Here is a 26,933-nt window from a genome sequence, read left to right as displayed (position 1 = left end):
ATAGATGATGTCATTTTAGCGATGCAGCGGCACCCACAGGCCCGCAACCCTCCAGGCCTCGCCGGGCCAAGACGATAGGACAACCTCCGGGATGGTGCGAGCTAGTCGATCAGCCCCTGCGCGTCATAAAACGGATACGGCCCCGGGTAATCACCGAACATGCCGTTGTGGGTGACCAGGCCCTGTTCCGCATCCCAGCGATGCAGCAGGTAGCCTGCCGGTTCGAGGTTGAAATGCGCCGGGGCATCTTCGCGCAGGTCGAGCACGATCTGGTGCGAGGTGCCCGGGCAGGTGCAGCTGATGCTGCCGGCAAAGCGCCGCTGCATCGGCCTATGCAAATGCCCGCACAAAACACGTTCGACTTGCGGGTGACGGGCGATCACTTGCTCCAGCGCCGCGCCGTTGATGAACGCCTCGCGGTCCATGTGGCCGATCCCGGTGATAAACGGCGGATGGTGCATGATCAACAGGGTGGGCACCTCGGGACGTCGACCAAGCACTTCATCGAGCCAGGCCATCTGGCTGTCCAGCACCTGTCCGCCGTGGGCGCCGGGAATGGTCGAATCCAGTCCGATCAGGCGCACCGGGTGCTCTTCGACGACCCAATCCAGGGGTGACTTGGGACAAAGCGGCAGGTACACGTGATCGGCGAATTCAGCCAGCAGGTGCTCGCGAACGTCATGATTACCGGGCACCAGGTAGTACGGCATGACCAAGCGCGCCAGCTCGGGATGCAGGACGGCGTATTCATCCGGCCGACCGAAATCCACCAGATCGCCGCTGATCACCACGCTGTCCGGGCGCGGCGTGCTGGCGTTCAGATGGTCGACCGCGCGACGCAACGCGCCGAGGGTGTCGACCACGCCATAGGTCAGCTTGTTGCCGGCTTTGAGGTGCAGATCGCTGATCTGCGCGATGAGAAACGGGACGCTCACATTCAACTCACTTACACAATGATTACGGATGCAGGGCGAACAACGCCTGCGGCTCGACGGCCAAGGCGATCAGATCACCCGGGGCATGAATGACGTTGTCGGCGCTGTCGACCAGCAAGGGTTGCGCCGCGCCGACTTCAATCAGCAAACGGCTCTGGGCGCCTTGAAAGAACTGACCGAGCAAACGCCCGTGCAGGTGCCCTTCGCGCTTCACCACCCGCAGGTGCTCGGGCCGGCAATAGACGGTGGACGGCTCACCCGCCCCACTCCACGGCAGTTCGCCGCCGCTGACTTTCAGGCCGTTGACGGAGCGGCCTGCCACCGAGAAGGCGTTGAGATTGCCGACGAAACCGGCCACGAACGGGTTGGCCGGCTGCTGATAGATTTCACGCGGGGTGCCGAGCTGGGCGATGCGCCCTTGCTGCATGACCAGAATCCGGTCGCCCAGGGCCATGGCTTCGCCCTGATCGTGGGTGACGAACACCGAGGTGATGCCCAGTCCGCGCAACAGCTGATCGAGTTCGCTGCGCAGGCGTTCACGCAGTTGCGCGTCCAGTGCGGCAAGGGGTTCGTCGAGCAGCAGGACTTTCGGCCGTGGCGCCAGGGCGCGGGCCAGTGCCACCCGCTGCCGCTGCCCGCCCGACAACTCGTGAATACCGCGCTTTGCGTGTTCCTGCAGGCCAACGAGTTCCAGCAATTCGGCGCAGCGCTTGTTGCGCTCGGCGACGGCCATGCCGCGCACCTTCAGGCCATACACGATGTTGCCTTCCACCGAGAGGTTGGGGAACAGCGCGTAGTTCTGAAAAACCATGCCGACGTCGCGGCGCTCGATGGGCAGACGGGTGACGTCCTGATCGCCGAAAAATACCTGGCCGACGTCCGGCCGTTCCAGCCCGGCGATCATTCGCAGGGTGGTGGTTTTGCCGCAGCCGGACGGGCCGAGGATGGCCAGGGTCTCCCCCGCCTCGATGGTCAGGTTGAGGTCGTGAACGGCAACGGTGCCGTCGGCGAAAGCCTTGCGGCAGCCGATCAGCCGCAGCGTGGTTCCAGTCATCTTTGCTCTCCACGGGAAAGGCGCGCGCTGATGGCCTGCAACGCCACCAGCAGCGGCACGATCATCAACAGAAATATCAGGGTGTAGGCACTGGCGACTTCCAGCCGCGCCGAGGCGTAACTGTCCGCCAGACCCACCGGCAGGGTTTTGGTCATGGGCGTGTGCAGCATCCACGTCAGGTTGAATTCGCCCAGGGACAGCGTGACCACCATCAGCACGCCGGCGAGAATCCCCGCCCGGCAGTTGGGGACCACGACGCTGAAGAATCGTCGCAACGGACCGGCACCAAGACTGGCGGCCGCCTCCTCCAGCGTCGGCAGGTGTTGACGCTGCATCACTGCCATCACCGGCCGCACCAGAAACGGCAATGTGAACAGCACGTGGCCCACAAGGATGAACAGCCAACTGCTGCGAAAGCTGCCGAACTGGCCATAAGTCAGCAGCAGGGCCAGGGCGCTGGCGAGGCCGGGCATGGCCACGGGCAAGACCATTAATTCTTCGAAGGCGCGACTGAAGCGATTGTTCATCCGCACCAGCGCATACGCGGCCGGCACGCCAATCACGCAGACGCACACCGCGCAGGCCAAGGCCAGTTGCAGGGACAGCCAGACGGTCGGCGAATAGGCCTGCCAGACTTGAGCAATCCAGTCGAAGGTCAGTCCGCTGGACACGCCCTGAAAGTAATTGCGCGTCAGCCCGGCCAGCAGCGACATCAGCACCGGGACCAGCATGAAGGCGCAGACCAGGAGCGTGAACAGCAGTTGCGCGATGAACAGCGAAGAACGCTTCACAGCACGGTCCTCGATTGCTTGACCATGCGCCGCGCGAGCAGCAACGCCGCCCAGGTCAGTGCGCCGAGCACCACTGACAGCGCAGCGGCGACGGTGAAGTTGGCGTAATTGGTGAACACGTTGTAGATCGCCACGGGGGTGACATTCAGTTGAGTCCCCAAGGTGAAGGCTGTGCCGAACGCGCCCATGGACGTGGCAAAACAGATCGCACCGCAGGACACCAGCGCTGGCGCCAGCCCGGGAATGATCACGTCACACACCACCCGCCAGTGCCCGGCGCCGAGGGAATGGGCGGCTTCTTCCAGGCTGCGGTCGAGGCTTTCGCAGGCGGCCATGATCGTAAGAATCACCCGCGGAATCGAAAAATACAGATAGCCGAGGAACAGGCCCGCCAGGGAATAGGCGAACACCCAGCGCTCACCGGCCAGTTTCAGGCCGAGCATGGCAAACAGACCCTGCCGCCCTGCCAGCAAAATCACCAGAAAACCCACCACCACGCCAGGAAACGCCAAGGGAAAGGTCAGCAGCGCCACCAGAGTGGTGCGTCCGAAAAAGCGCTGACGGGCGAGGAACACGCCGGTGATGCCGCCGACCAGCAGCGCCGCCAGCGTCACCACGACGGCGAGCACACAGGTTTGCGCCAGGCTGCCCAGATACTGCGGGCTGCTGAGCACTTGCCAATATCCGCTGCCGGCGCCATCCCGCTGCTGTCCGCCGAGCACGATCAGGTGCGCCAATGGCAATAGCCAGAACGCCGCCAATACTGCCGCCGCGGGTGCCAGGGCCCACGCGGCTGTTGGGCGCAGACGCCATTTCAACAACCTACGCGCGGCCACGTTCTGCGCCTTCAACACCGTGCTGCTCACTTACTTGACCTCGCTCAGGTAACGCGCGGCGAAGGCTTCCTGCACGTCGGCCATGTGCTGGTAATCCACCACACCGGCGCGGGCGTAATCGCTGTCCGGCAAAAACTGCGCGGCGACGTCGGCCGGCATCTTCATCGTGCGAACCGGACGCAGATACGCCTTGGCCCACAGCGCCTGGCCCTGCTCGGAGAGCACGAAATCCAGCACCTTCTCGGCGTTGGCTTGATGGGGCGCGTTGGCGACCAGGCTCATCACGTAAGGGACGCTGATGCTGCCCTCCTTCGGGATGACGAAAGCGACGTTGGCCTTGTCCTTGTAGCGGGCGCGGTAGGCGTTGAAATCGTAGTCCACGAGGATCGGCAATTCGCCGGACAGCACCCGCGCATAGGCCGTCTGCTTGGGCACGATCGGCGCGTTCTTCGCCAGTTTCTGGAAGTAGTCGATGGCCGGCGCGAAGTTATCCAGGGTGCCGCCCATGGCCTGATTGATCGCCACGGCAGAGACGTAGCCGACGAACGCGCTGGACGGATCGAGGTAACCGACCATGCCTTTGTATTCCGGCTTGAGCAGATCAGCCCAGCTTTGCGGGACTGGCAAGCCACCCAGTGCATCGACGTTGACCATGATGCCGAGGGTGCCGGAGTGGATCGCGAACCAGTGGCCTTCCGGATCTTTCAATCCGGTGGGAATCTGTTCCCAGCCTTTGGGTTTGTAGGTGCCGACCACGCCAGCCTTCTGCGCCTGCAAGCCGAAGGTCACGCCGTAATACACCACGTCCGCCACCGGGGCGGCTTTTTCGGCCACCAGTTGCGCCAGGGACTGACCGGAGTTTTTGTTGTCCAGCGGCACTTGCACGCCGGTGCTGTCGGCGATGGCGTTGAGCTGAGTGCCCCAGTCCGCCCATTCCGGCGGGCAGTTGTAGCAAATCGCGGTTTCGGCGGCCTGGGTCAGGCTGGCCACGCCACACAGCAGCAGGGCCGCCAGGGTTTTACGGAAGCGGATCATGGAGCGTCTCCTCGTAGGGCTGAGTACTTTCGCCCGGCCGGATGTGGCACGGCAGGCAGTGGGAAGTCGGGGCGGCGCCGGCGATTTGCGCCAGCAATTGATCGATGACGGTGGTGGCCAGGGCGGCAATCGGCTGAACCACGCTGCAGAGGGTCGGGTGCATCTGGGTGCCGATGTCGATGCCGTCGAAGCCGATGATCGACAGCTGCTGGGGCACCGCCCAACCGTGGCGGCGCAGTTCGGCGATCAGGCTGATTGCCAGCAAATCGTTGGAGCAAACCAGCGCGGTGGGCGCGTGAGGGCCTCGTAGCAACGGCGCGAGCGCGGTGAAATCGGCCTGGGTGTGGCTGGGCATTTCGATGATGGGCATGGCGTTCAAGCGGTGTTCAGCCATTGCGTCGCAGTAGCCCGCATAACGCTGCCGCGCCCGGTCGGACTGCAGCGTCGGCCCCGCGACCATGCCGATGCGTCGATGACCGGCGTCCAGCAGATAGCGCGTGGCAAGGGCCATACCGGCGCGGTTGTCCACCGAGACCGCGCTGTATTCGGTGCTGCCGGGCTGGTGATAAGCGAGGACAAAGGGCGTGTCTTCGGTGCTGAGGCTTTGCAGCACGCGATTGCTGTGGGCATCGGTCACAGTGAGGACCAGACCGTCGACACGCTGACGCAGCAGCTCTTCAACCACCGCGCTTTCCCGTTCGGCGCTGTAATCGGTGGTCGCCAGCAACAGGTTGTAGCCCCGCAACCGCGCGGCGCGCTCCATGGCTTGAAACTGTTCGGCGAACACCGGGTTGAGCAGGCTCGGTACGACCACACCGATGAGCTGGGTGGTTTGCAGGCGCAACTGGCGGCCCAGCAGGTTGGGGCGAAACCCCAGTTCCCGCGCGGCGGCGAACACCTGGTCACGGGTCGTCGGACGCACCACTTCGGGAGAGGCGAAACAGCGGGCGGCGGTCGCTCTGGAAACCCCGGCCACCCGTGCGACTTCTTTCAGGTCACTCATGTTCACTCGCTTGAGATCGATCTCATTGGCGAGGACATTACGGCGTCAATGTGGCAATTCAGGGGCGAGGATGTGACAGATTGGAGTCAGTGGGTGCAGTGGCGTTGACTGCGCCCCGTTGCATGGGACTGGCTGCGGACGAGTTGTGGGACCGGCTTCAGCCGGGAAGGCGTCAGGTGTCACACCGCAAATCCACGGGTGTTTGGCCTGGCCTCTTCCCGGCTGAAGCCGGTCCCACCAATAGACAGCATGCATCCCGTGAAATCAGGCGTCGGACAGCACCACATGGTCCATCGGCGCCGCCACACCCACCACTTTGATCTCAGCCGCATTGGGTGCCGCACTGAACGCAAAGTCTTCGGCGTGCAGGCTGTGGCTGTAGTCCCCCGCCAGCGTCACCTGGAATTTCTGGCCAGCGCCATCCGCCTCGTTGCTGCGCACGTAGGTGCGGTCGCTGCTGGCGTTGTAGCTGACCTGCAAGGTGCCGTCGCGGCCGTCGCCCAATCCGGTGAAGCCCAGCGCTGAAACATCCAGCGTGTCGTGGCCAGTGGTGAAGTCGGTGATGAGATCCGCCGCGCCGACGTAGCTGTCGCTGATGTGATCAAAGCGAAAGGTGTCCTCGCCCGATCCGCCGGTGAGCCTATCGCTGCCAGCACCGCCAACCAGCAAATCATCGCCGACGCTGCCCGCCAGCACGTCGTTGCCCGCCAGGCCAAACAGGGTGTCATTACCCCAGTCGCCATACAGCGTGTCGGCGCCTGCCGTGCCGGTGGCGTTCACCGAGGTCAGTGGCTGGGAAGAATCGATGCGCGTGTCATCGGGGTTGGCGAACAGTACATTGCTCGCGGTCAGGTCATAGAGGTGGTTGCCGTTAAGCAGGATTTCGAAGCGGTTGCCGTCGGCGTCCGGCTCCAGCGACTTCAGCGCCGTCTGGTCGCCGGCCAGGTTCAACACGACTTTGAGCGTGCCGTCATAGCCATTGCCCAGGCCCTTGAAATTCAGGGCAGTAAGGTCGAAGCGATCATGGCCGTTGCTGTTGAAATCGGTGATCAGGTCGCGTTGCGCGTAGCTGCCGCTGGCGTCATTGCGCAGGCTGTCGCTGACGCTGGTGTACACGAAAGTGTCTGCACCAGCCCCACCCGTCAGGGTGTCGCCGCCGCTGCCGCCGACCAACCGATCTGCGCCGCCGTCGCCCGACAACGTGTCTCGCCCTGCGCCGCCGATCAGCACGTCATCGGCAGCGGTGCCAAACAGCTTGTCGTCACTGGCCGTGCCGGTAATCGACGAGAAGAAGTTCGTCGCGCTCAGCGTGCTCAGGTGGTTGCCGTCGAGTGCTAGCTGAAAGCGGTTGCCGGCGGCATCGGCGTCCAGGCTCGACAGGTAGGTAATGTCGGTGCCAGCGTTGTAGGACGCCTTCAACGTGCCGTTGTGGCCATTGCCCAGCCCGGACAGTCCCAGCAGGGTCAGGTCGAGACGGTCGCTGCTGTCGTTGAAATCGGTAATGCGATCGGTGAAGGACGTGGTGGCCGTGCGATAGCTGTCGCTGACCGAGGTGAAACGAAACACGTCGCTGCCGGTGCCACCGCTGAGGCGGTCCGCCCCTGCACCGCCATGGATGACGTCGTCACCGGCGCCGCCGTCGATGCGATCGCGCCCTGCTCCGCCACTGATGAATTCGTCCGAACGGCTGCCGATCAACGTGTCGGCGCCCGCACTGCCGCGCACGATCAGCACATCGCTGTTGTTGTAGACCTGGGTGTTGTTGCCCGCCGCGCTGATGTCGCCCGAATGAGTGCCGTTGATGACGTTGCCGAAGATCACGCTGCCTTCGACGCTCGCCACGTCCGACGGCACCTCGGCCACGCCCCAGGTCGATCCGGCGCTGCCGGTGATCAGGTTGTCGTAGACGAAATTCTGCGTGCCGTTCTCGCTGCCCAGGTTGCGGATCGCCACTTCCGGCACGTCGTTGCTCTGCGCGTTGGCGTGGATGACGTTGTCGGACACTTCGATGTGGGTCGTGCCTTGCAGATTGACGCCCGACCCGCCGTTGTCATGGATGTCGAGGCGATACACGCCGCCGTATTCGATGCCGCGCATGTGCACGCCGTCGCCGCCGTTCCCATAGACGTCGCCGCCGATGACGCTAAAAAAGCCGGTGTCGACGCCGCTTTCTTCATGGACGTGAATGCCGTCGCCAGCATTGCCGGAAGCCTGGTTGTCGGTGAGCGACATCGCCACGCTGCCAAGCCCGACATTGATGCCATTGCCGCCGTTGTCCAGCGCGCGGTTGTCCTGGAAGGTCAGCGCCGGCAGCGACCCGCCCAGCACGAAACCGTCAGAGGCATTGTCTGTGGCCGTGCTGTTGCGCACCGTCAAATGCACCGACGCGCCGGTCAGGTCAAAACCGCTGCCGCTGAAGTGTGTGGCGGTGACGCCGTCGATCAACAGATTAGTACTGCTCGCCCCCGACTGAGACCAGCCACTGACCTGCCCGCCTCCGTTGACCTGATTGCCATCCAGCGAGAGATTGCTGACGGTCGCGTCTCGCACGCTGCTGCCTGCTACCACGCCCAACAGAGCGGTGGTATTCGATCCGGCGCCCTCGGCCAGCTTGAGCACGCTGTCACCTGCGCCCTCCCCGGTGAGGGTGACGTTGCTTTTCACCGCCAAGGCGTTGCCCGAACCGTCGCTGTCCGACACAAGCCAGGTGCCGCCAGGAATGTAAACCTTGCCCCCACCCGCAGCGCTTGCGGCATCAATTGCCTTCTGGATGGCGACGGTATCGTCAGTGACGGAGTCGCCCTTGGCGCCGTAATTGCGGATATCGAAAGTGGGGGTGATGCTCATGCGCTGCTCCTGCCTGGAATACTGACGACCTGTGAACCGGTTGTTGCAACCGGCTCGGGGAACAGGTTGGACCGGCAGAGTTCCGGATTGTTAGTGCCGGTTCGAAGGCTTTCGTCGGATGGGCTGTATGGGTTTGCGTGGCACTTTTCGGTGCGCCATCCAGTCGCGGGAGTGAAACGCCGGGTGACGGGACATCCCTGAATTCATTACATTCATTCCAGCTATCCACCCAAGGCCTACCGATGAACAGCTATCTGGCGCAGGCACACAATAATCGATGGTCGAACCGGCGCCTGCTCTCGGCATGCCTGGGGTTGAGCAATGAAGAATACCTGGCGCCGCGAACAGGTTTTTTTCCCTCAATTGAGCTGACGCTGCGGCACATTCTGGATGTCGATCAGTTCTACCTGGCCGCGCTGACGTTTGATCTCGAAGGTCAACGAAAGGAGCTGCCCGAGCATCTGTCGCTGCAGGAAATCGTCCGGTGCCAAACCGAGGCAGACGGCCGACTTGTTACCTATTGCGAAGGTCTGAATGAGCACGCGCTTGGTCGACGAGCGGGTGTAGTGCGGGCGGCGGGCATTATTCCGGAACGAGTGGATTGCCTGTTGCTACATCTGTTCCAGCACCAGATTCACCACCGTGGACAGGTTCACGCCATGCTGTCCGGTACCCGCATACCACCGCCTCAACTGGATGAATTTTATCTTGATGGAGATTTACCATTGAGGGCATCGGATGAGCTTCTTCCCGGCTAAAGCCGGTCCCACTAAAAAGCACCGCGTGCATCCAGTGGGATTGGCTACGTACCCGAATGTAGGACCGGCTTTAGTCGGGAAGGCGTCAGACGTCACGCTACCATTCGTAGGCTGGGGAATGGGGTCTCGGCCAATGGCGTTATTTATGCGCCTTGCCCTTGGGCACCATCTGTTTGATCGTGCCCGTCGGAATATCAACCAGCAGGTACTGGCCCTTGATCTCCACCCACTGTTGATTTTCGTCCGGCGCGCTCAGGTGGCGTGCTTTCCAGTCTTTAAGCGCCAGGCTGGGACGTTGGTATTGATCAGGGACGTTGTCGCCCTCCTTCATTTCCTTAACCCCTGCGCCCGGGCGATCCATCGTCACGCTTGGCTGTTCGGCAGCGTAGGAAAAGCTGCTGACTGCGCATACTGCGGTGAACAGCAGATGAGGGAGGAATTTCTTTCCGAGCATGATCAGATCCTTTGGCAAACGAGTGCCGCTGATTGAATAAGGGGTGACGGTGCATCCGTCATGCTCTGACCGGGGCTGCTTCCCAGGAGTTCGATCTGATCGCGTGCCATACGCTCGCATCGACTTTCGCAGTGGTTGCCAGTGGGGCAACAGCAGATACCAGAAGCCGAAGATCAACAAAGTCCGAGAGCCAGTCTCGAGACACTTGTTCTCTGTCCACTGTATATGGCATCAATGTCGCTGCACTGCTTGCATGGAAAAAACCGCATGGAAAGCCCCACGCTCCAGACTCCCCGGCTGACACTCGCCCCGCTGCGGCTAACCGACGCGCCCGTGATTCAACAACTGTTTCCCCAGTGGGACGTGGTCCGGTATTTGGACAGCCATGTGCCATGGCCCTATCCCGACGACGGCGCGCTGACCTACCTCCGCGATGTCGCGCTTCCTGCCGTGGCAGAGGGGCGCGAATGGCACTGGACCCTGCGCCTGACTTCAAAACCCGAGCGCGTAATCGGCTGCGTCAGCCTGCACGATCAGCCCGAGAACCACCGGGGTTTCTGGCTGGCGCCGCAATGGCGAGGTCAGGGGTATATGCGGGAGGCGTGCGAAGTGATCAACGCCTTCTGGTTCGAAACCCTGCAGCGCCCGGTGATGCAGGTGCCCAAAGCGGCGGGCAACGAGGCATCGAGGAAGATCTCCGAACGCGAGGGCATGCGCATGATCCAGCGCCGGGACGGCCACTTTGTCTCCGGCCCAATGGTTCAGGAGCTTTGGGAGTTGACGCGCAATGAATGGTTGGCCAGGCAGCCGCAGACCTCGGGATGATGCAGCAGGCACTGGTTTCCCGGGGCAGTTAGCTGATTGCCTGTTGACCTGCCCCGCCTCAATCCCTAGGGTAGCCGGCCTTCTTTACCCCTCAGGAACCCCATGTCCAGCCGCAGCAAACTCCCGTCCACCGTCTACCTTCTGGGCCTGACGATCTTCTCGCTGGTGACGGCCGAATTCATGGTCGCCGGCATGATGCCCGCGCTGGCCGACGCGTTCTCGGTCAGCCTCGCCCAAGTCGGCAACCTGATCGCCTTTTACGCTTTAGGCATGGCCATCGGCGGCCCCCTTGTGACCGTGTTGCTGCTGTCCAAAGGCGTCAGCAACAAACGCTCTTTGATCGCGCTGCTCGTCTGCTATGTGGTCGCCGGCGCAGTCGCAGCGGCCGCGCAAAGTTATCTGGTGCTCGCCGCTGCACGCGTGGTCATGGGCATTTCCAGTGCCGTCTGCATCGGTTTATGCATGACGGTGTGCGCAGGCCTCGTCACCCCGGAACGACGCGGTCGAGCGGTTTCGGTGGTCCTCGCCGGGCTGATGCTGTCCCCTGTCGTCGGCGTGCCGCTGACCACGTGGGTCGAGCAACACTTCGGCTGGCGTGCGAGCGCCTGGCTGGTGGTGGTGCTGGCGATGCTCTGCACGGTGCTGGCGAGCAAACGCCTGCCGGCAGGCGCCAATGGCAGCGAACCGCCGCTGCGCCAACAAGTCGCGGACATGAAGAATCCGCCTCTTTGGGCGGCGTACCTCACCAGCGGCTTGATCATCGGCGCCACCTTTGCCGCGTTCAGCTACTGCACGCCCATCCTGATTCAGGAAGTCGGGGTCGCGCCGAAATTCGTCGCACCGCTGCTGGCGCTGTATGGCGTCGCCAACGTGCTGGGCAACTGGGTGGTGGGCCGACTGGCGGATCGCTACATGATGGCGATCGTCGGCTGGGGTCTGGCGATCATGGTGCTGGCATTGTCGGGCTTCGCCCTGGCCGGGGATCATCTGTGGCTGAACCTGATGTGCTTCCTCGCCCTCGGGCTGACCGGCGTGGCGCTGAACCCCGCGATGGTCGCGCGCGTCATGAAAGCGGCCGAGCCCGGCGCGCTGGTGAACATCATGCACACCTCGGTCATCACCGCCGGGCTGGCATTCGGCAGTTGGGCGGGCGGCGTGACGATCGATGCAGGCCTGGGTCTGCGTTCGCCGCTTTGGGTCGGCGCGGCCATGGCCCTGGCAGGATTGCTGAGCCTGGTGCGGCCGATTGCGATGCGTCGCAGCCAGGCGTTGTGCGACTGATGGCGTCGTAACTGACGTCCGGGTATTGCCCGGAGACTGATGCCTGAGACCGCCCAGGGTCAGTCTTCACCAATCATCTGCCCGGCAAGGTCCGCGAATGCGCGAAGCCGGTCCATTTGCCGCATGTCGTGGTGATAGCCCATCCAGATATCCCGCCCGGGCGGGGCCTGGCCGGCGTCCAGCAGCCTGAGCCCGGCGGCCTGATCTCCAAGGACGCGGGGCAATACGCAGACGCCAAGCCCGAGGGCGCACATGCGCGCCTGCACCGTGCGGCTGCTGCTAGTGAAGACGACCCGGGCTTGCGGGTACAGCGCTCGCAGCCAGATGACGTCCGGGTAATGGGATTGCGCGGTGTCCATGGTGATTAACCGGACGTCTTCACCGTCAGCATTCGGAGAGAATGGCTGCTGTGCGCCCACGTACAGACCGTAGTTCAGGGTGGTCAAGCGACGCTGGACGATGTCCGGCTCGGTGAAAGGGACGATCCGAAACGCAATGTCGGCCTCTCTGCGGGTCAGGTCGGACAGCCGTTGTCCGGCGATCAGTTCGGGCGCGATCAGGGGATGGCGCCGGAGCAGTTCGGCCAGCACAGGCCCGAGCACATAGCCGGCAAACCAGTCCGCCGACGAGATGCGCAGCAGGCCTTCGAATTGCTCGCTTTCGCCGGCGATGCGCCGCTCGATCGTCAGCGCGCTGCGCTCCATCTCCTGCGCCAGCTCGAAGATGCGCTCACCGCTGTCGGTCAATACCAGGCCGGTCGCCGTGCGGCGAAAGAACACTTCACCACTGCTCTGCTCCAGCACATGCAGGCGCCGCCCCACGGTGGGATGGCTTACGCCCAACAGCTTTGCGGCGGCCCCCAGTGAACCGCTGCGGACGACGGCGAGAAAGACGCGCAGGTCATTCCAGTCCATGGCGTACCTCGTACAAAAGTGAACGCCGAAGATGCAGCAATGGCAGTCCCCAAGCAACTGCACGGCTCGCACAATGGCGCTTCTCAGCAAAACACTCAGGGCACGTCCACAGCGTGGAGGCCCAACCCACGCGCTACCGAGAGGAACATCATGAACATTGAAATGCTCACTGCACGGCTTGAAGCCCTGGAAAGCCGCGCGGCGATCGAATCGCTCATTTCCGGCTACGCCAACGCCTTTGACCTGATGGACATCGACTTGCTGCGCAGCCTCTGGCACCCCGACGCCACGCTGGATCTGCCGGATTTTGGCGCTGGGCGAAGCCTTGAAGAGATCGTCGCCATGGCTCACACCAGCTGGATCAAGTTGCCGCACATGCATCACTGGATGTCCAACCCCATGATTCAAATCCAGGGGGCAATGGCCTCGGCAACCGTCGCGGCGGACTGCCTGTTTCATGATCGGGAAAAAGGCCCGGTCCAGGTCAGCGGCCTTTACCACGACCGCTTCGAGCGTCGCGATGGACAGTGGCGATTCACGTCTCGCCGCTTCGAGTTGCACTTCCTGACCCCGCTGCTCAACTGGACGCCGATTGCAGGTTCCGAAGCCTTCGAGCGCGTCTGAGACCTCTTCGCCTCAACAGCGCATCGCAAGCTTGCCAAGGCGATGCGCTCGTCTATTGATTGCCCCTTTTTCATCCGATCGCAACGCCAAGGTTGCGTAGGGAGGTCCACCCATGTCTGTAAAAAATACGTTGCCACATGATCCGCGCCGCTGGGCGATGTTCGTGATCCTGCTGGTCGGCGCGTTTCTGCCACCGCTGGATTTTTTTATCGTCAACGTGGCATTGCCATCGATCAAGCAGGATTTAAACGCCAGCGTCTCCGCTGAGCAACTGGTCATTTCCGCCTACGCCGGGCTGTACGCCGTGACACTGATTACCGGTGGGCGGCTCGGCGACCTCTATGGCCGCGGCCGTGTGTTTTTCATCGGCCTGACCGGGTTCGCGGGGGCGTCATTGCTGTGCGGGTTTGCCTGGTCGCCATGGTCGCTGGTCGGCGGACGCGCATTGCAGGGCATAACCGCCGCAGTGATGGCACCGCAGGCACTGGCATCGGTGCAGGCCATCTTCCCGGATTCGGAAAAGCCCCTCGCGCTCAGTCTGTACGGTGCTGTGTTCGGGCTGGCGTCGGTCATCGGGCAGGCATTGGGCGGGATTCTGATTTCGCTGAATCTGTTCGGACTGGGCTGGCGGGTCATTTTCCTCGTTAACCTGCCGGTTGCAGGGCTGATTTTGCTGTTCGGCCTACCTGTGCTGAAGGAAATCCGTGCGCGAAATCCGAACACACTCGATCTGGGGGGCGTGGCCCTTTCGATCCTGACCCTGGCCGCGCTGATCATGCCGCTGATCAAGGGGCGAGAAGCAGGATGGCCGCTGTGGGCCTGGTGTTCACTGACGGCAGTGCCGTTGCTGGCGTGGTTGTTCTGGCGCTATGAAGCGCGGCTGAGTGCTGCCGGCGGCTCGCCACTGCTGGATCCCCAAGCGCTGAACGTCCCGGGGCTGGGTCGCGCGCTGGTCATTGCCTTGCTGTTTTACACGATCGCGCCGTTTTTCCTGTTGTTCTCGATCTATCTGCAAGGGGCACTGGAGACCTCTGCGCTGAGCGCGGGGCTGGTGTTTCTGCCCTTCGGCGCCGGATTTCTGCTCGGGCCGCTCATGGCGCCCCTCTGCAAACGGTCGGTCGGTGTGTACGTCAATGCGACGGGCATGGGCCTGGAGTCGGCCGGCTTTATCGGCATGGTCTGGCTGCTCAGTGCGACGCCGGCCGGCGTGTACCCGGCGCCGGCACTGCTTGCCGCCCTGCTCTTCATGATCGGTTTCGGGCAGGGGCTCGGGCTTCCCACCCTCATGCGCATGGTGACGGGCCGCGTGGCGCCTGTGTATTCGGGCATGATCGCCGGCGTCGCCAGCTCAACGCTGCAAATCAGCACAGCGCTGAGCGTTGCAGTGATTGGCGGGGTGTTCTACACCCTCCTCGATGGACGCACTGACCCGCCAGCCATCACTCACGCCTTCATCATCGCGCTATCGTGCATCGCGCTCTGCCTGGGCGCGGGGACGCTGCTGAGTATCACGCTGGTGCGCGAGCCGGCGTTGCCCGATGGAAAAGCCGCCACCCGGTCAGCGGGTTAAGCGGCGTGCACCTGATGAGCCGCAACCATCTGCCCGCCAACCCTTCCACCCTGCACAAACCCATGGGCCCGCGCACGGAACGCAATCACCATGCTGATCAGCAGCACCAGCAACATCACCCACGCAAAGGCGCCCGCCCCCCCCCCCAGTGATCGAGCAGCACACCGCCCAGAAGCCCTCCGACCCAGATGCCGACCAGCGCGGCAATGCCGAACACCAGCAGCACCAGATCGACATGGCGACCCAGCCCGGCGGGGGAAACGAAGGGCGCGACGTAGGTGTAGAGAATGTTGTGGGCGAGCATCCAGGTCAGCACCACGACAAGGACCGGACGCACGCCCGGCGTGAACAAAACCTGACGGAGCGGCATGCGCCGGGAAGATGACTGACCCGGGTAGTCCGGCACTCACGCCGCAATTACTCATGTGATGGGCGTATGGGACGGGCTGCGCATCGACATGCCGACGGAAGCGGGTGACCCGCCTGGAGCCTGACCGCGGGCTACCCTCGGGAGTCCTCGCCGCTGCGGCTTAACCAAAACGCTCAAGCGCCGCATCAATGAATCGGCGCAGCTTGGCCGTTCGCTGTCGGCTGCCGGTGTAGAGCATATGCATGGCCCGGCTCGGCGCCTCATAGTCGGGCAACACTCGCACCAGCGCGCCGCTGCGTACCGCGGACTCGAGGAAATCCCAAGGGCCGAGCACAATGCCGAAACCGTCCAGCGCCGCAGAGAGCAGCGCCCGGACCTCATTGACCCTCAATCGACTGGCCACCTGAACCCGTTCCACCGTTGACCCTTTGCAGAAAACCCATTCGCGGTCAGTCGGCCGCGACCACCAGGCATACCCAAGGCACTCATGCTGGCTCAGGTCCTGCGGACGTTGCGGCACGCCGCGTTCGGCCAGATAACCAGGCGCGGCGCAAGCGACCAGTTGATAAGGCGCCAGCGGCCGGGCGGTCAGGCTGGATACGTCCAGCGGGCCGATCCTGAACGCGATATCGACCCCCTCCTCCATCAGATCAACCAAGCGATCAGTCAATTGCAGATCGATTTCAATCTCGGGATGCTGCCGGAGAAAATCCGTCACGAAGGGCATGAGGCGAGAGGAGCCGAAGGTAGTGGGAGCGCTGATTTTCAGCTTGCCGCGCGGGGTATCGTTCATCATCTCCCCAAGGGAATCCGCCGCCTTCGCTTCACTCAGGATGTGTTTGCAGCGTTCCAGATACGCCTGGCCCAGATCGGTCAGGCTCTGGCGCCGCGTGGTGCGGTTCAGCAGTCGTGCCCCGAGTCGATGCTCGATCGCAGCGACATGCTTGGCGACCATTTGCGGCGACAACCCCAGGCGCTCGGCCGCTTTGGCGTAGGAGCCGCATTCCGCCGCCATGACGAAGGCTTCCATGCTGCTGAGACGGTCCATGATTCAACACTCCGGGTGGGGAGACTAAGTGCCTGATGATCATTTATCTGCAGCTGGTTCGCAATCATCATGGCGGCTCTTGCAAACCATCGGGAGCAGTCACATGCGCATAGGCATCATCGGGGCAGGCTTTATCGGCCAGGCAGTGGCGCAACGGGTCATCGCCGCAGGTCATGAAGTCATGCTCAGCAACTCACGTGGCCCACAGACCCTGAACGGCCTGCTCGTCCAGATACCCGGCGTCCGGATCGGCACGATTGAGGACGCTGCTGCCTTTGGCGATGTGGTCCTGGTCGCCATTCCCTTCAAGCACTACCCCACCCTTTCAGCTAAATGGCTTGCCGGTAAAACGGTGCTGGATGCCAATAACTACTACCCCGAACGGGACGGCTCTTTCCCGGCGCTCGACAGGTGTGAGACCACCACCAGCAGGCTGCTCGCCGAGCATTTGCCTGGCGCCAGCGTGGTCAAGGTGTTCAATGCGATCCTGGCGGATGACCTCATCCGGGATGCTCGGCCAGGTACGGCGCACGACCGACGCGCACTGCCGGTGGCCGCCGATGACCCTGCAGCGAAAGCGCTGGCCATACAGCTGCTGGACGAGGTGGGATTCGACGCGGTCGACGCGGGTAACCTCGACGAAAGCTGGCGATTCGAACGGGCCAAACCCGCCTACTGCGTTCCATTAAACCGGGAGGCGCTGAAAGTTGCGCTGGCCGGGGCTGAAAGGCACGTGGAGCTGCCCCATGGCTCGTGGCGCCACTGAATGGCGTCATCCCGAAAAGGACCTTCAGCCAGCGCCACCTTCCGGTAACATGCGTGCCTGCACATGCCGTTCGTATTGCCTCGGGAAGGAACTTGATGATCGATCTTTCAGTATTGCTGCTTTTCGCTGGCGCCTGCCTGGCGCTTACGCTGACACCGGGGCCGGACATGCTGTTGATTGCATCGCGAAGCATGAGTCAGGGCAGAGCATCCGGTTTCGTTTCGCTGGCGGGCATTCAGGTGGGCACCTATTGTCACGCGCTGGCTGCCGCGCTCGGATTGTCGCAATTGTTGATCAATGTCCCCGCTGCCTACGACGCGGTGCGGTTCGCGGGGGCTGCCTATCTGGTTTTTCTCGCCTGGAAAGCGTTCAGCGCCCCATCGCCGCTGCGTGCAGATACGGACCTCGCAGCCACGCCCCTTCTGAGTATCTTTCGGCAGGGAGTCGTGACCAATCTGCTCAACCCAAAAATGGCACTGTTCGTGTTGGCGTTGTTCCCGCAGTTCGTTGATCCGGCGAAAGCTTCGCTGGTCGCGCAGATGCTGATATTCGCCACGGTTTTGAACGTCATCGGATTGCTGGTGAACGGCGCAGTGATACTCCTCGCCAGTAAAATCGGGCACACGCTGGCGACCAATGCCCGCATTGCCAAGCGCCTTAATCAAGTACTGGGTGCGGTCTTTCTGGGATTGGCCTGTCGGCTGGCACTGGTTTCGGGAAGATAAGGTGGCGGTTGCCAGCGTAGAAAGTCTCACCTCCCAGTCCGCTGAATAAGGAGCCTCACCATGGCTGCCATCACTGACTATTCGGACACGCTTCATCGCCAGGCCGTGATCGAACTCTGGGACACCGTGTTCGGCTACGAAACCGCCCATAACACGCCCGGCCTCGCCATCGACAAAAAGCTGGCTGTATCGGACGGCCTCTTTTTTGTTGCCCTGACGAACACCGAGGTGGTGGGGACCGTCCTGGCCGGGTACGACGGTCATCGTGGATGGCTGTATGCGGTGGCGGTGCACCCGTCTCATCGCAGAAATGGCGTAGGCATGCAGCTGGTTCGTCATGCAGAGCACGCCCTGACAGTGCGGGGGTGCATGAAAATCAACCTGCAGATCGTCAGCACCAATGCAAGCGTCCAGGCGTTCTATGAGTCTATGGGGTACTCAACCGAACCGCGCATCAGCATGGGCAAGAAAATCGAATCGAACATCACCCATTGATGCGTTCGACGCAGCGACCTCCTTGCCCTGCCCCGTTGTCTGCGCGCCTGGTCGGGGGCGCAGAACTTAGCGACCTTACTGAGCCGGATGCGCCTTCAGCCAATTCTTCATCTGCGTGATTTCCGCTGCCTGCGCCGCCACAATCTTGCGCGCCAGCTCCAGCATCTCCGGATCCTTGCCGTATTTCAGCTCGATCTTGGCCATCTCCACCGCGCCTTCGTGGTGCGGCAGCATGCCGGCCGCAAACGCCACATCGGGGTCGTCACTCATCATGCCGTGGTGCATGTCGTCTTTCATGGCGCCCATCGATTGCTGGTAGGCCTCATGCATCTGTTTGACGTCCTCCGTCTGGTCGGCCCTGACGGCGGTTACGGAAAGCAGAGCAATGACGCTGACAACGGCGGCAATCTTTTTCATGACGAAGCATCCTGGATGAGGGTAGAAACGAAGCCGTCACGCTAGACCTTTCCATTGCGGCAAGGTCAAGCGCATTCTCGATTGCCGTTTAAAACACATCGTTCAATGCCCGAATGCATCCTTGAGCCGAAAACCCGGGTGTTCGTGGATTTTTTCTGGTCGAGCACTTTCGCATCACGATCGGCAACCGATTTCGAGGGGACTGAGCCAGAGCCTGAAAGCCGTGGCCACGCTGGCGCGGATCCATAGGCAGCGGTTATGCGAAGGATTGTTTATCGGTCTTGGACGCTATCGGCGGATGGGAAGATGATTGCTCCACGCCTCACCACCCACATCAGCATCATCAACCGGCAAGTCCAACCATCGCCAGGAGAAAACCATGACGCAGTCCCACGCCTACAACGACACCAGCCTCGCACTCACCGCCGAAATCCTCGAGGCCAAACAGCGCAAGAACCTGTCCTTCCAGGACCTGACCGACGGCACCGGCCTGGGCCTGGCCTATGTCACCGCCGCGCTATTGGGCCAGCACCCGCTGCCGGCCGATGCGGCGAAAGTGATTGGCGAGAAGCTTGAGCTGAACGACGACGCCGTTGCCCGCCTGCAGATCATCCCGTTGCGGGGCAGCCTTGGCGGCGTGCCTACCGACCCGACCATCTACCGCTTTTACGAGATGATCCAGATCTATGGCACCACCCTCAAAGCGCTGGTCCACGAACAATTCGGCGACGGCATCATCAGCGCGATCAACTTCAAACTGGACATGAAGAAAGTTGAAGACCCTGAAGGCGGCCATCGTGCAGTGATTACCCTGGACGGCAAGTTCCTCCCACTGCGTCCGTTCTAAGTTGCACCCGCGCAGAGACGTGGGCCCGCCGCAACGGCGGGCCCGCTTCAAACTACTCAAGGGCAGCGTTTGAACTCACTGATCACAACTTACGTGGAATGAGGGAGAGAGGAATACATCATGAAGGCACTCATCGACGGTCTTTTAAAGTTTCAGAAAGAAGTGTTTCCACAACGCACCGATCTGTTCAAGCACCTGGCGACGACCCAGCATCCCGGCACGCTGTTCATCACCTGTTCGGACAGCCGCGTGGTGCCGGAGCTGCTGACCCAGCAGGAACCCGGCGAGCTGTTCGTGATCCGCAACGCCGGCAACATCGTGCCGTCTTACAGCCCGCACCCGGGCGGCGTGTCGGCCACCGTTGAATACGCCGTCGCCGTGTTGGGCGTGACCGACATCGTGATTTGCGGCCATTCCGATTGCGGTGCGATGACGGCGGTCGCCAAGTGCACTTGCATGAATCACCTGCCCGCAGTGGCCGGCTGGCTGGAGCATGCGGCCTCGGCGAAGGTCATCAACGAGTCGCGGGTTCACATCAGCGAAGCGGCAAAGGTGGGTTCGATGGTGCGCGAAAACGTCATCGCGCAACTGGCCAATCTGCAAACCCACCCCAGCGTGCGCCTGGCCCAGGACAAAAATCTGTTGAATCTGCACGGCTGGGTCTACGACATCGAGACTGGCTCGATCGACGCCCTGGACGCCGATAACCGCAGCTTCAAGTCGTTGCTGGATCACCCTTCGACCTGCGCCGTGCACGCTCGCCAGGCAAATGCCGCCGCATGAGGCGAGGCGGGACGTACACTCACCCGGTCTGTCCTTGCCCCTGGTAATCAATCCCATGCTGTTACGACACCTGCGTTACCTGTTGGCGGTCGCCGACCACGGAGGTTTCACCCGTGCAGCGGACGTGCTGCATGTCTCGCAGCCGACGCTGTCGCAGCAGATCCGCCAGCTCGAAGAGAGCCTCGGGGTGAGCCTCTTCGACCGCACCTCTCGCACGGTCAAACCCACCGACGCAGGCCTGGCGTATATCGAATGCGCGCGGCGGGTGCTGGTGGAACTGGCGGCGGGCAAGCGCGCGTTGCACGACGTCAAGGATCTGTCCCGGGGCAGACTGCGCCTGGCCATGACCCCGACGTTCATGGCGTATCTGGTCGGCCCGCTGGTGCGTGACTACGCCGCGCGGTTCCCGAACATCCATCTGGACATTTGCGAGCTGTCCATGGGCGACATCGAGAGGGGGCTGGCCGATGATTCGCTGGACATCGCCATCGCGTTCGATCAGGTGCGCAACCCCGACATCGAGTGCATCCCGGCATTTGTCGAAACCCTGGGGTTGATGGTGGGCCGGGATCACCCCTTGTACCACTCACCGAGCCCGCTGACCGCCGCTCAGGTGGCGGACCTGGATTTCGCGCTGCTGACAGCGGACTTCGCAACCCGGACCTGCATCGACGGCTATTTCGCCCGCGCGGGCATCACGCCCAGGGTGGTGATCGAAGTCAACTCGGTAGCCACCCTGCTTGAGGTGATCCGCCACACGCCGGTGGCGACCCTTCTCCCCGAGCCGATTGCCACGCGAGACCGCGGACTGCACACCCTCCCACTGACCGACACGGCGCCCCAACGCGGCGCATCGCTCCTGCGCCGCAAGAACAACTACCACAGCGCAGCGTCGGTGGCGTTCATGGCGCTGGTGCTGGGGCGGATGGCTGATTAGCGCCAGACGCCCCTTGCCGGCCAAAGCCGGTCCTGGCGGCTATACGCGGTGCTTTTCGTAGGACCGGTTTTAGCCGGGAAGAGACCAGTGTGCATGTCATCCGTCTGTAGCGTAACGCCCAACGCGTTCCCGGCTAAAGCCAGTCCTACGAGGGTACGCGGGGCCGTAGCGCGGCAGTTGAAATCCCCAGAAAACCCTATTGCCAGGAGGCCATCGAAGCGCGCAGGGGCAGGCAGGAGCAATGGATGGAGAAGGAAATTCGCGGAGGCCACTGCTCCCGCGACGCCCGTGAAAGCTGTGTCCGAAAAGGTGGGATCAATGACATTGTGACCATCATCCAAGAGCCGCATCCTGTCTCACATCGGCACCGGCCAACCCCGGGGTGCCCCACCCGTAGTCGCTGCGTTGATCGATGAACGCGGGCCTCGACAGGCCCCGGCCATGCTCGGCTGCACCTTTAACCGTGAGGATTTCTGATGAGCATTTCTGACAAGCCCCTGGCCACGCCCTACACCGAACACTGGATTGCCCGCGAGGACGGTCGGCTGTATGCGCGGCACTACCCAGGCACCGGGCCGGCTTTTGTGTTGATGCACGGCTTTCCCGACAACCTGCACATCTACGACGGTCTGGTGCCTCACCTGACCCTCGCTGGCCGTAGCGTGGTGACCTTTGATTTTCTGGGCTTTGGTGCTTCGGACAAACACGACGGCGCGGTTTACAGCTTCAGGCAGCAATTGGGCGATTTGCAGGCGGTGGTCGAGGGCCTGCAGCTGGGCAAAATCGTCCCGGTTGCCCACGATGCCGCAGGCCCTGCCGCGATCAATTTCGCGTTGGAGCATCCCGAGAACGTTCATGGCTTGTGCCTGCTGAACACGCTGTACGGCGCCACCCCCGCCGCGCGCCTGCCGGAACTGATCGAGCTGTTTGCCCAAACCACCCGCTGCCTCCCGGGGCGAACTGCTGAGGGCCCGCGATCAAATGGCCCAGCTCAACGCCAACGACGCCCGCGCTGCCGTCGCGACCTTCCGGGCGCTGGGCGGCGGGTGGGACGCAGGCGATGCGCAGCTGTCAGCAAACTAAAAGCTCAGCCCCGAACTGAACAAATACCCCATACCGGCCTGGCGAATCATTCCCGGCGCCGGAACCTTTGTCTTGCCGCCCGAGTCTTTTCTGGAAGCCAAATTGCATTCTGCCAGCATGCAGCGTAAAACGCTGGCCGCCGATACGTGCTGGATCAGCCGGCTGGCGCAGTCCCGGAGGGAGCATGGCGCACCTCCGACCTCAGGTCATAACGTTACGTTTGCAGGTGGAAACTTGAAGCATTTGACCCGGGAAGCCCTCGAGGCTGAAGTCATGCAGTTGCGGTCGGCGTTGAAGAAAAGTGAAGCCATGAGGCTGGACAGCCTGTGCACCGGCACACGACCGAACGATGTCGCCGGCTCGCTCGACCACACGGCCGAGCGCGCCGCCGAAGAGGTTGCCGAGCAAGCGATCGAAGACGCTCAGGTCCGCTACCGCCTCGCGGTAAAAGCCACCAACGATGCGATCTGGGACTGGGACCTCAAGGAAAACCATGTCCTGTGGAACGACGCCCTGGAACGGGTCTACGGGCATCCGCTCGCCACGGTCGAAATGACCGGCGACTGGTGGATTGCGCAGATTCACCCCGATGACAGGCAGCGCATCGTCGCCTCGATCCATGATGTGATCGACGGCAGGCAGACCGGCTGGAGTGAGGAGTATCGGTTTCGCCGGGTGGACGGCACCTACGCTCAGGTCCTCGACCGTGGGCACGTCATCCGCGATATTCAAGGCAACGCGGTGCGCATGATCGGCGCGATGCTCGACCTCACGCCGATTCGTGACACCGAGGCTGCACTGCGGCAGAGCGAGGAGCGTTTCAGGACGATTCTGGAAACGGTCGAAGCCGCCTTTGCCATCGTTCAGGTCAAGTTCGATGCCAATGACTACCCGATCGACTATTGCTTCCTCGAAGCCAACCCGGCCTTCGAACGTGAGGCCGGGGTCAACCTGCGCGGTAAATGGGTCAGGGAGTTTGCCCCGGACCTGGAACAATTCTGGTTCGATACCTATGGACGGGTTGCCAAAACCCGCGTGCCGGCGACCTTCGAAAGCTACGCCAAAGCCTTTCAGCGCTGGTTTGACGTGCGCGCCGTCCCCGTTGGCGATCCCGCCGAATGTCAGATTGCGATCATCTTCAACGACGTGACGGGGCGGCGTGATGCCGAGGAGCGTCTGCGCCAGAGCGAAGCCATCGCCCGCGCGAACGTCGAGCGGGTGCAGCTGGCTCTGGCCGCCGGGGCCATTTTCGGCACCTGGCACTGGGACTTGCCCAGCAACAGTTTCACCGTCGATGAAGCGTTCGCCCGGGCCTTCGGCCTCGACCCGATGCTGGGTTACGAAGGCCTCAGCCTTGAACAAGTGGTGGCGACCGTGCATCCGGAAGACCGGGCGGGCCTGATGACGGCAATCGACGAGGCCATCCGTCGCGGCGGCGCCTACGCCCATCAATACCGGGTCCGTCGGGCGGACGGCAAATACTACTGGATCGAGGCAAACGGGCGCGTCAACTTCAGCGAGGACGGTGTTCCCCTCAGCTTTCCGGGCGTGCTGATCGACGTCGAGGAGCGGCGTTCGGTCGAAGCCCAGCGCGACCTGGCAACCGCGGCCCTGCGTACCCTTAATGAGACCCTGGAACAGCGTGTGGCGGAACGCACCGCCGCGCTGATGCAGACCGAGGAAAAGCTGCGCCAGTCACAGAAAATGGAAGCCGTTGGGCAACTCACGGGCGGGCTTGCCCATGACTTCAATAACTTGCTCGCGGGCATCTCGGGCTCGCTGGAGTTGTTGAGTGCGCGGTTTGCTCAAGGTCGTCTGACGGATGTCGAACGCTACCTGACGACGGCACAGGGCGCGACCAAACGGGCGGCTGCACTGACCCACCGATTACTGGCGTTCTCCCGCCAGCAAACCCTGGATCCCCGGCCCACCGAGATCAACAGCCTTGTCGAGGGCATGACCGAGCTGATCCAGCGCACCGTAGGCCCCAGCATCAGCGTGCAGACCGTTGGCTCGCCGGACAGCTGCGTGGCATTGGTTGACGCGAGCCAGCTGGAAAACGCGCTGTTGAATCTGTGCATCAACTCGCGGGACGCCATGCAGGACGGCGGCAGCATTACCATCGAAACCCGCTGTCAGTTCGTGGGAACAGCGGAAGCACCGCTGCTGGAGGTCCCCGAGGGCGAATACCTGACCCTCAGCGTGACCGACACCGGAACGGGCATGCCAGCCAACGTCGTGGCGAAGGCTTTCGACCCCTTCTTCACCACCAAACCCATCGGCCAGGGCACTGGCCTGGGCCTCTCGATGATTTATGGTTTCGCCAAGCAATCCGGGGGGCAGGTTCGTATCGCCTCGGTGGTCGGACAAGGGACCACGCTGTCCATCTACCTCCCCCGCTACCACGGAACGCCCAGCGTAAATGAGCTGTACGAACCAGATGCCGCGGCCTCGACAGCGGGCATCGGCGAAACAATTCTGGTCGTCGATGATGAACCCACGGTGCGCATGCTGGTGACCGAGGTCCTGGCTGAACTCGGCTACACCCTCTTGGAAGCGACGGACAGTGCCAGTGGCCTGAATCTGCTTCGCTCCGACATGCGCATCGACATGCTCGTCACCGATGTAGGCCTGCCCGGTGGCATGAACGGACGCCAGATGGCAGACGCTGCGCGCCTGGTGCGTCCGGGCCTGCGGACATTGTTCATCACCGGCTACGCGGAGGGGGCGGCGATCGGTGCCGGCCAGCTCGAGCCTGGCATGCATGTGCTCATCAAGCCTTTCGGCATCGAGACACTGGCCGCCCGCGTGCGTGAACTCATGAACACGCCGATCTGATAGGCCGATCTGATAGTCAGCCCGGCGGCATGACCCGATCAGGCTGACGCGGACCTTTGGGCCACACCTCACGGTTTTTCCGAAAAGCCAGCGCCTCCCCCGGGTGACATCTGAAGCCTGATGAGCATGGGGCGGCGATGTTTCGCGTGCAAACATTGACAGCCTGCTGAAACGCTCGCTATACCTACAGCGTTGTACGACGACAGACGATCACAATCGATAACCCCAATAATAAAAAAGTGATGCCATGATCCCGAACGAGTCTACCCACCCCCAAAGCATTACCCAGGCGGCCACCCGGTCCGTCGGCAAATACCGCTGGACGATCTGCGCGCTGCTGTTTTTCGCCACCACAGTCAACTACCTGGACCGTCAGGTGCTCAGCCTGCTGGCACCGGAGCTGTCCACGACGTTTGGCTGGAGCAACACCGACTATGCCAACATCGCGTCGGTGTTTCAGTTCGTCTATGCGATCTCGATGATTTTCGCCGGGCGTCTGGTCGACAGGATTGGCACCAAAACCGCTTTCGTGGTGGCCATCAGTGTCTGGTCCACCGGCGCGGTCATGCACGCGTTTGCAGTGCCGCTGGGACAAGGCATTGGCGCGATCACCACCGCCCTGGGATTCGCCGCCATTCCGGTGTCCATTGCCGGTTTCATGCTGTCACGGGCCGTGCTGGCGGTTGGCGAGGCCGGTAACTTTCCGATTGCGATCAAAGCGGTCGCCGAATACTTCCCGAAAAAAGAGCGCTCGTTCGCCACCGGCATCTTCAACTCCGGCGCCAACGTTGGCGCGATCACGGCGCCCATTTGCGTGCCACTGATCGCGGCATTCTGGGGCTGGGAATCGGCGTTCATCGTGGTCGGCCTGCTGGGTTTTGTCTGGCTGGGCGTGTGGATGGCGCTGTACGAAAAGCCGGATCAGCAAAAACGCCTGACGGCTGAAGAACTGGCCTATATCCGTAGTGACGAGGTTGAGCACGTCAAGGCGGCCCCGCTGCCGGGCGCGCCTGCGGTCAAGGTCTCCTGGTTCAAACTGCTCACCTATCGCCAGACGTGGGCGTTTGCCTTCGGCAAGTTCATGACCGACGGCGTGTGGTGGTTTTTCCTGTTCTGGCTGCCGACCTACCTGTCGGCGCAGTACGGGATGAAAGGCCAGGCCATCGTGCTGCCGCTGTTCGTGCTGTACAGCATGACCATGGTCGGCAGCATTGGCGGCGGCTGGTTCCCGAGCTACTTCATGGCTCGCGGTGACAAGCCTTATGACGGCCGCATGAAAGCCATGCTGGTAATCGCGCTGTTCCCGCTGGTGGTGCTGCTGGCGCAACCGTTCGGCTATATCAGCTTTTGGGTGCCCGTCCTTTTAATCGGCATCGGCGCATCCGCGCACCAGGCGTGGTCTTGCAACATCTTCACCACCGTCTCCGACATGTTTCCGCAGAAAACCGTGGCCTCTGTGGTCGGCATCGGTGGCATGGCGGGCGGCCTGGGCGGCGTGGTCATGACCAAGATCGGCGGCTGGGTGTTCGACTACTACAAGTCGATCAACGACATTCACACCGGCTACATGATCATGTTCGCGATCTGCGCCCTCGCCTACCTGGTGGCGTGGAGTGTGATGAAGACGCTGGTACCGCGCCACAAAGAGATCACTGACCTTTAACCAGTCGGACGAAGCCAGGCCCCCCATAAACCGG

General features: G+C 62.5%; 25 protein-coding genes and 1 pseudogene. 14 read left to right on the top strand and 12 right to left on the bottom strand.

Annotated features, from left to right (window positions below; translation table 11 throughout):
- Nucleotides 1-101: 101 nt before the first annotated feature.
- From ABEH28_RS02645 to ABEH28_RS02615, 7 genes are all read right to left on the bottom strand, one after another.
- A complete protein-coding gene (locus tag ABEH28_RS02645) occupies nt 102-935 on the bottom strand; it encodes a phosphodiesterase (RefSeq protein WP_346629005.1) in 834 nt (277 codons plus the stop codon).
- Between the two features lie 22 nt (nt 936-957).
- The gene (locus tag ABEH28_RS02640; RefSeq protein WP_192172549.1) at nt 958-1,989 is read right to left on the bottom strand and encodes an ABC transporter ATP-binding protein; all 1,032 of its coding nucleotides are present in this window, start codon (nt 1,987-1,989) and stop codon (nt 958-960) included.
- The gene (locus ABEH28_RS02635) at nt 1,986-2,780 is read right to left on the bottom strand and encodes an ABC transporter permease subunit (RefSeq protein ID WP_192172548.1); all 795 of its coding nucleotides are present in this window, start codon (nt 2,778-2,780) and stop codon (nt 1,986-1,988) included. Before ABEH28_RS02635 ends, ABEH28_RS02640 begins: the two co-directional genes overlap by 4 nt.
- Complete coding sequence (locus tag ABEH28_RS02630; protein WP_346629191.1) at nt 2,777-3,598, bottom strand: ABC transporter permease; 822 nt, start codon at nt 3,596-3,598, stop codon at nt 2,777-2,779. The genes ABEH28_RS02635 and ABEH28_RS02630 overlap by 4 nt, the downstream gene beginning before the upstream one ends.
- Nucleotides 3,599-3,646: 48 nt before the next feature.
- Nucleotides 3,647-4,651 carry an ABC transporter substrate-binding protein gene (locus ABEH28_RS02625; protein ID WP_346629004.1) on the bottom strand — a complete coding sequence of 335 codons (1,005 nt, stop codon included), beginning with the start codon at nt 4,649-4,651 and terminating at the stop codon, nt 3,647-3,649.
- Nucleotides 4,635-5,654: a substrate-binding domain-containing protein gene (locus tag ABEH28_RS02620; RefSeq protein WP_346629003.1), complete on the bottom strand. Its 1,020-nt coding sequence runs from the start codon at nt 5,652-5,654 to the stop codon at nt 4,635-4,637. The genes ABEH28_RS02625 and ABEH28_RS02620 overlap by 17 nt, the downstream gene beginning before the upstream one ends.
- Before the next feature lie 264 nt (nt 5,655-5,918).
- On the bottom strand, nt 5,919-8,501 hold the full coding sequence (locus ABEH28_RS02615; protein ID WP_346629002.1) for a glycosyl hydrolase family 28-related protein: 2,583 nt from the start codon (nt 8,499-8,501) through the stop codon (nt 5,919-5,921).
- Between the two features lie 242 nt (nt 8,502-8,743).
- Between ABEH28_RS02615 and ABEH28_RS02610 the strand changes: the two genes are divergently transcribed.
- The gene (locus tag ABEH28_RS02610; RefSeq protein ID WP_346629001.1) at nt 8,744-9,259 is read left to right on the top strand and encodes a DinB family protein; all 516 of its coding nucleotides are present in this window, start codon (nt 8,744-8,746) and stop codon (nt 9,257-9,259) included.
- A gap of 139 nt (nt 9,260-9,398) precedes the next feature.
- Here ABEH28_RS02610 and ABEH28_RS02605 read toward each other — a convergent pair whose 3' ends face one another.
- Nucleotides 9,399-9,713, bottom strand: a complete 315-nt coding sequence (locus ABEH28_RS02605) for an RcnB family protein (RefSeq protein ID WP_346629000.1) — start codon at nt 9,711-9,713, stop codon at nt 9,399-9,401.
- 267 nt (nt 9,714-9,980) lie between these two features.
- Between ABEH28_RS02605 and ABEH28_RS02600 the strand changes: the two genes are divergently transcribed.
- Nucleotides 9,981-10,538 carry a GNAT family N-acetyltransferase gene (locus ABEH28_RS02600; protein ID WP_346628999.1) on the top strand — a complete coding sequence of 186 codons (558 nt, stop codon included), beginning with the start codon at nt 9,981-9,983 and terminating at the stop codon, nt 10,536-10,538.
- Nucleotides 10,539-10,640: 102 nt separating this feature from the next.
- Entirely contained in the window at nt 10,641-11,819 is a 1,179-nt protein-coding gene (locus ABEH28_RS02595) for an MFS transporter (RefSeq protein ID WP_346628998.1), read from the top strand.
- A 59-nt stretch (nt 11,820-11,878) separates the two neighbouring features.
- On the opposite strand, the gene ABEH28_RS02590 is transcribed toward ABEH28_RS02595, so the two are convergent.
- A complete protein-coding gene (locus tag ABEH28_RS02590; RefSeq protein WP_346628997.1) occupies nt 11,879-12,733 on the bottom strand; it encodes a LysR family transcriptional regulator in 855 nt (284 codons plus the stop codon).
- 150 nt (nt 12,734-12,883) lie between these two features.
- Here ABEH28_RS02590 and ABEH28_RS02585 point away from each other — a divergent pair, with 150 nt between their 5' ends.
- Both ABEH28_RS02585 and ABEH28_RS02580 read left to right on the top strand, forming a co-directional pair.
- Complete coding sequence (locus ABEH28_RS02585; protein WP_282373278.1) at nt 12,884-13,357, top strand: nuclear transport factor 2 family protein; 474 nt, start codon at nt 12,884-12,886, stop codon at nt 13,355-13,357.
- A gap of 112 nt (nt 13,358-13,469) precedes the next feature.
- Nucleotides 13,470-14,927 carry an MFS transporter gene (locus ABEH28_RS02580; protein WP_346628996.1) on the top strand — a complete coding sequence of 486 codons (1,458 nt, stop codon included), beginning with the start codon at nt 13,470-13,472 and terminating at the stop codon, nt 14,925-14,927.
- Here the strand turns inward: ABEH28_RS02580 and ABEH28_RS02575 are convergent.
- Nucleotides 14,924-15,333: pseudogene (locus ABEH28_RS02575) on the bottom strand (hypothetical protein); the annotation flags it as partial. The gene ABEH28_RS02580 and the pseudogene ABEH28_RS02575 sit on opposite strands and share 4 nt — an antisense overlap.
- A 124-nt stretch (nt 15,334-15,457) precedes the next feature.
- Nucleotides 15,458-16,345 (bottom strand): LysR family transcriptional regulator, encoded by an 888-nt coding sequence (locus ABEH28_RS02570; protein WP_346628995.1) that lies wholly within the window; start codon nt 16,343-16,345, stop codon nt 15,458-15,460.
- 103 nt (nt 16,346-16,448) lie between these two features.
- Here ABEH28_RS02570 and ABEH28_RS02565 point away from each other — a divergent pair, with 103 nt between their 5' ends.
- The 3 genes from ABEH28_RS02565 (at nt 16,449) to ABEH28_RS02555 (ending at nt 18,331) form a co-directional block, all read left to right on the top strand.
- Nucleotides 16,449-17,111 carry an NAD(P)-binding domain-containing protein gene (locus ABEH28_RS02565; protein ID WP_346628994.1) on the top strand — a complete coding sequence of 221 codons (663 nt, stop codon included), beginning with the start codon at nt 16,449-16,451 and terminating at the stop codon, nt 17,109-17,111.
- Nucleotides 17,112-17,206: 95 nt separating this feature from the next.
- The gene (locus ABEH28_RS02560; protein ID WP_346629190.1) at nt 17,207-17,836 is read left to right on the top strand and encodes a LysE family translocator; all 630 of its coding nucleotides are present in this window, start codon (nt 17,207-17,209) and stop codon (nt 17,834-17,836) included.
- Nucleotides 17,837-17,896: 60 nt separating this feature from the next.
- Nucleotides 17,897-18,331, top strand: coding sequence for a GNAT family acetyltransferase (locus ABEH28_RS02555; protein WP_346628993.1), 435 nt, complete (start codon nt 17,897-17,899; stop codon nt 18,329-18,331).
- A 75-nt stretch (nt 18,332-18,406) separates the two neighbouring features.
- On the opposite strand, the gene ABEH28_RS02550 is transcribed toward ABEH28_RS02555, so the two are convergent.
- Nucleotides 18,407-18,748 (bottom strand): DUF305 domain-containing protein, encoded by a 342-nt coding sequence (locus tag ABEH28_RS02550; protein ID WP_346625727.1) that lies wholly within the window; start codon nt 18,746-18,748, stop codon nt 18,407-18,409.
- 379 nt (nt 18,749-19,127) lie between these two features.
- Between ABEH28_RS02550 and cynS the strand changes: the two genes are divergently transcribed.
- The 6 genes from cynS (at nt 19,128) to ABEH28_RS02520 (ending at nt 26,899) form a co-directional block, all read left to right on the top strand.
- Nucleotides 19,128-19,595 carry a cyanase gene (gene cynS, locus ABEH28_RS02545; protein ID WP_346628992.1) on the top strand — a complete coding sequence of 156 codons (468 nt, stop codon included), beginning with the start codon at nt 19,128-19,130 and terminating at the stop codon, nt 19,593-19,595.
- Nucleotides 19,596-19,715: 120 nt separating this feature from the next.
- The gene (locus ABEH28_RS02540; RefSeq protein WP_346628991.1) at nt 19,716-20,378 is read left to right on the top strand and encodes a carbonic anhydrase; all 663 of its coding nucleotides are present in this window, start codon (nt 19,716-19,718) and stop codon (nt 20,376-20,378) included.
- 55 nt (nt 20,379-20,433) lie between these two features.
- Nucleotides 20,434-21,315 carry a transcriptional regulator CynR gene (gene cynR / locus ABEH28_RS02535; RefSeq protein WP_346628990.1) on the top strand — a complete coding sequence of 294 codons (882 nt, stop codon included), beginning with the start codon at nt 20,434-20,436 and terminating at the stop codon, nt 21,313-21,315.
- 476 nt (nt 21,316-21,791) lie between these two features.
- Nucleotides 21,792-22,526: an alpha/beta fold hydrolase gene (locus tag ABEH28_RS02530; protein WP_346628989.1), complete on the top strand. Its 735-nt coding sequence runs from the start codon at nt 21,792-21,794 to the stop codon at nt 22,524-22,526.
- Between the two features lie 145 nt (nt 22,527-22,671).
- On the top strand, nt 22,672-25,236 hold the full coding sequence (locus ABEH28_RS02525; RefSeq protein ID WP_346629189.1) for a PAS domain-containing protein: 2,565 nt from the start codon (nt 22,672-22,674) through the stop codon (nt 25,234-25,236).
- Nucleotides 25,237-25,483: 247 nt separating this feature from the next.
- On the top strand, nt 25,484-26,899 hold the full coding sequence (locus tag ABEH28_RS02520) for an MFS transporter (RefSeq protein WP_282371678.1): 1,416 nt from the start codon (nt 25,484-25,486) through the stop codon (nt 26,897-26,899).
- Nucleotides 26,900-26,933 lie beyond the last annotated feature (34 nt).

It is taken from the genome of Pseudomonas sp. Ps21-P2, from assembly GCF_039672565.1.
In the GTDB taxonomy this organism is placed as follows: Bacteria; Pseudomonadota; Gammaproteobacteria; order Pseudomonadales; family Pseudomonadaceae; genus Aquipseudomonas.
This window is presented reverse-complemented; position numbering and strand designations above follow the sequence as displayed.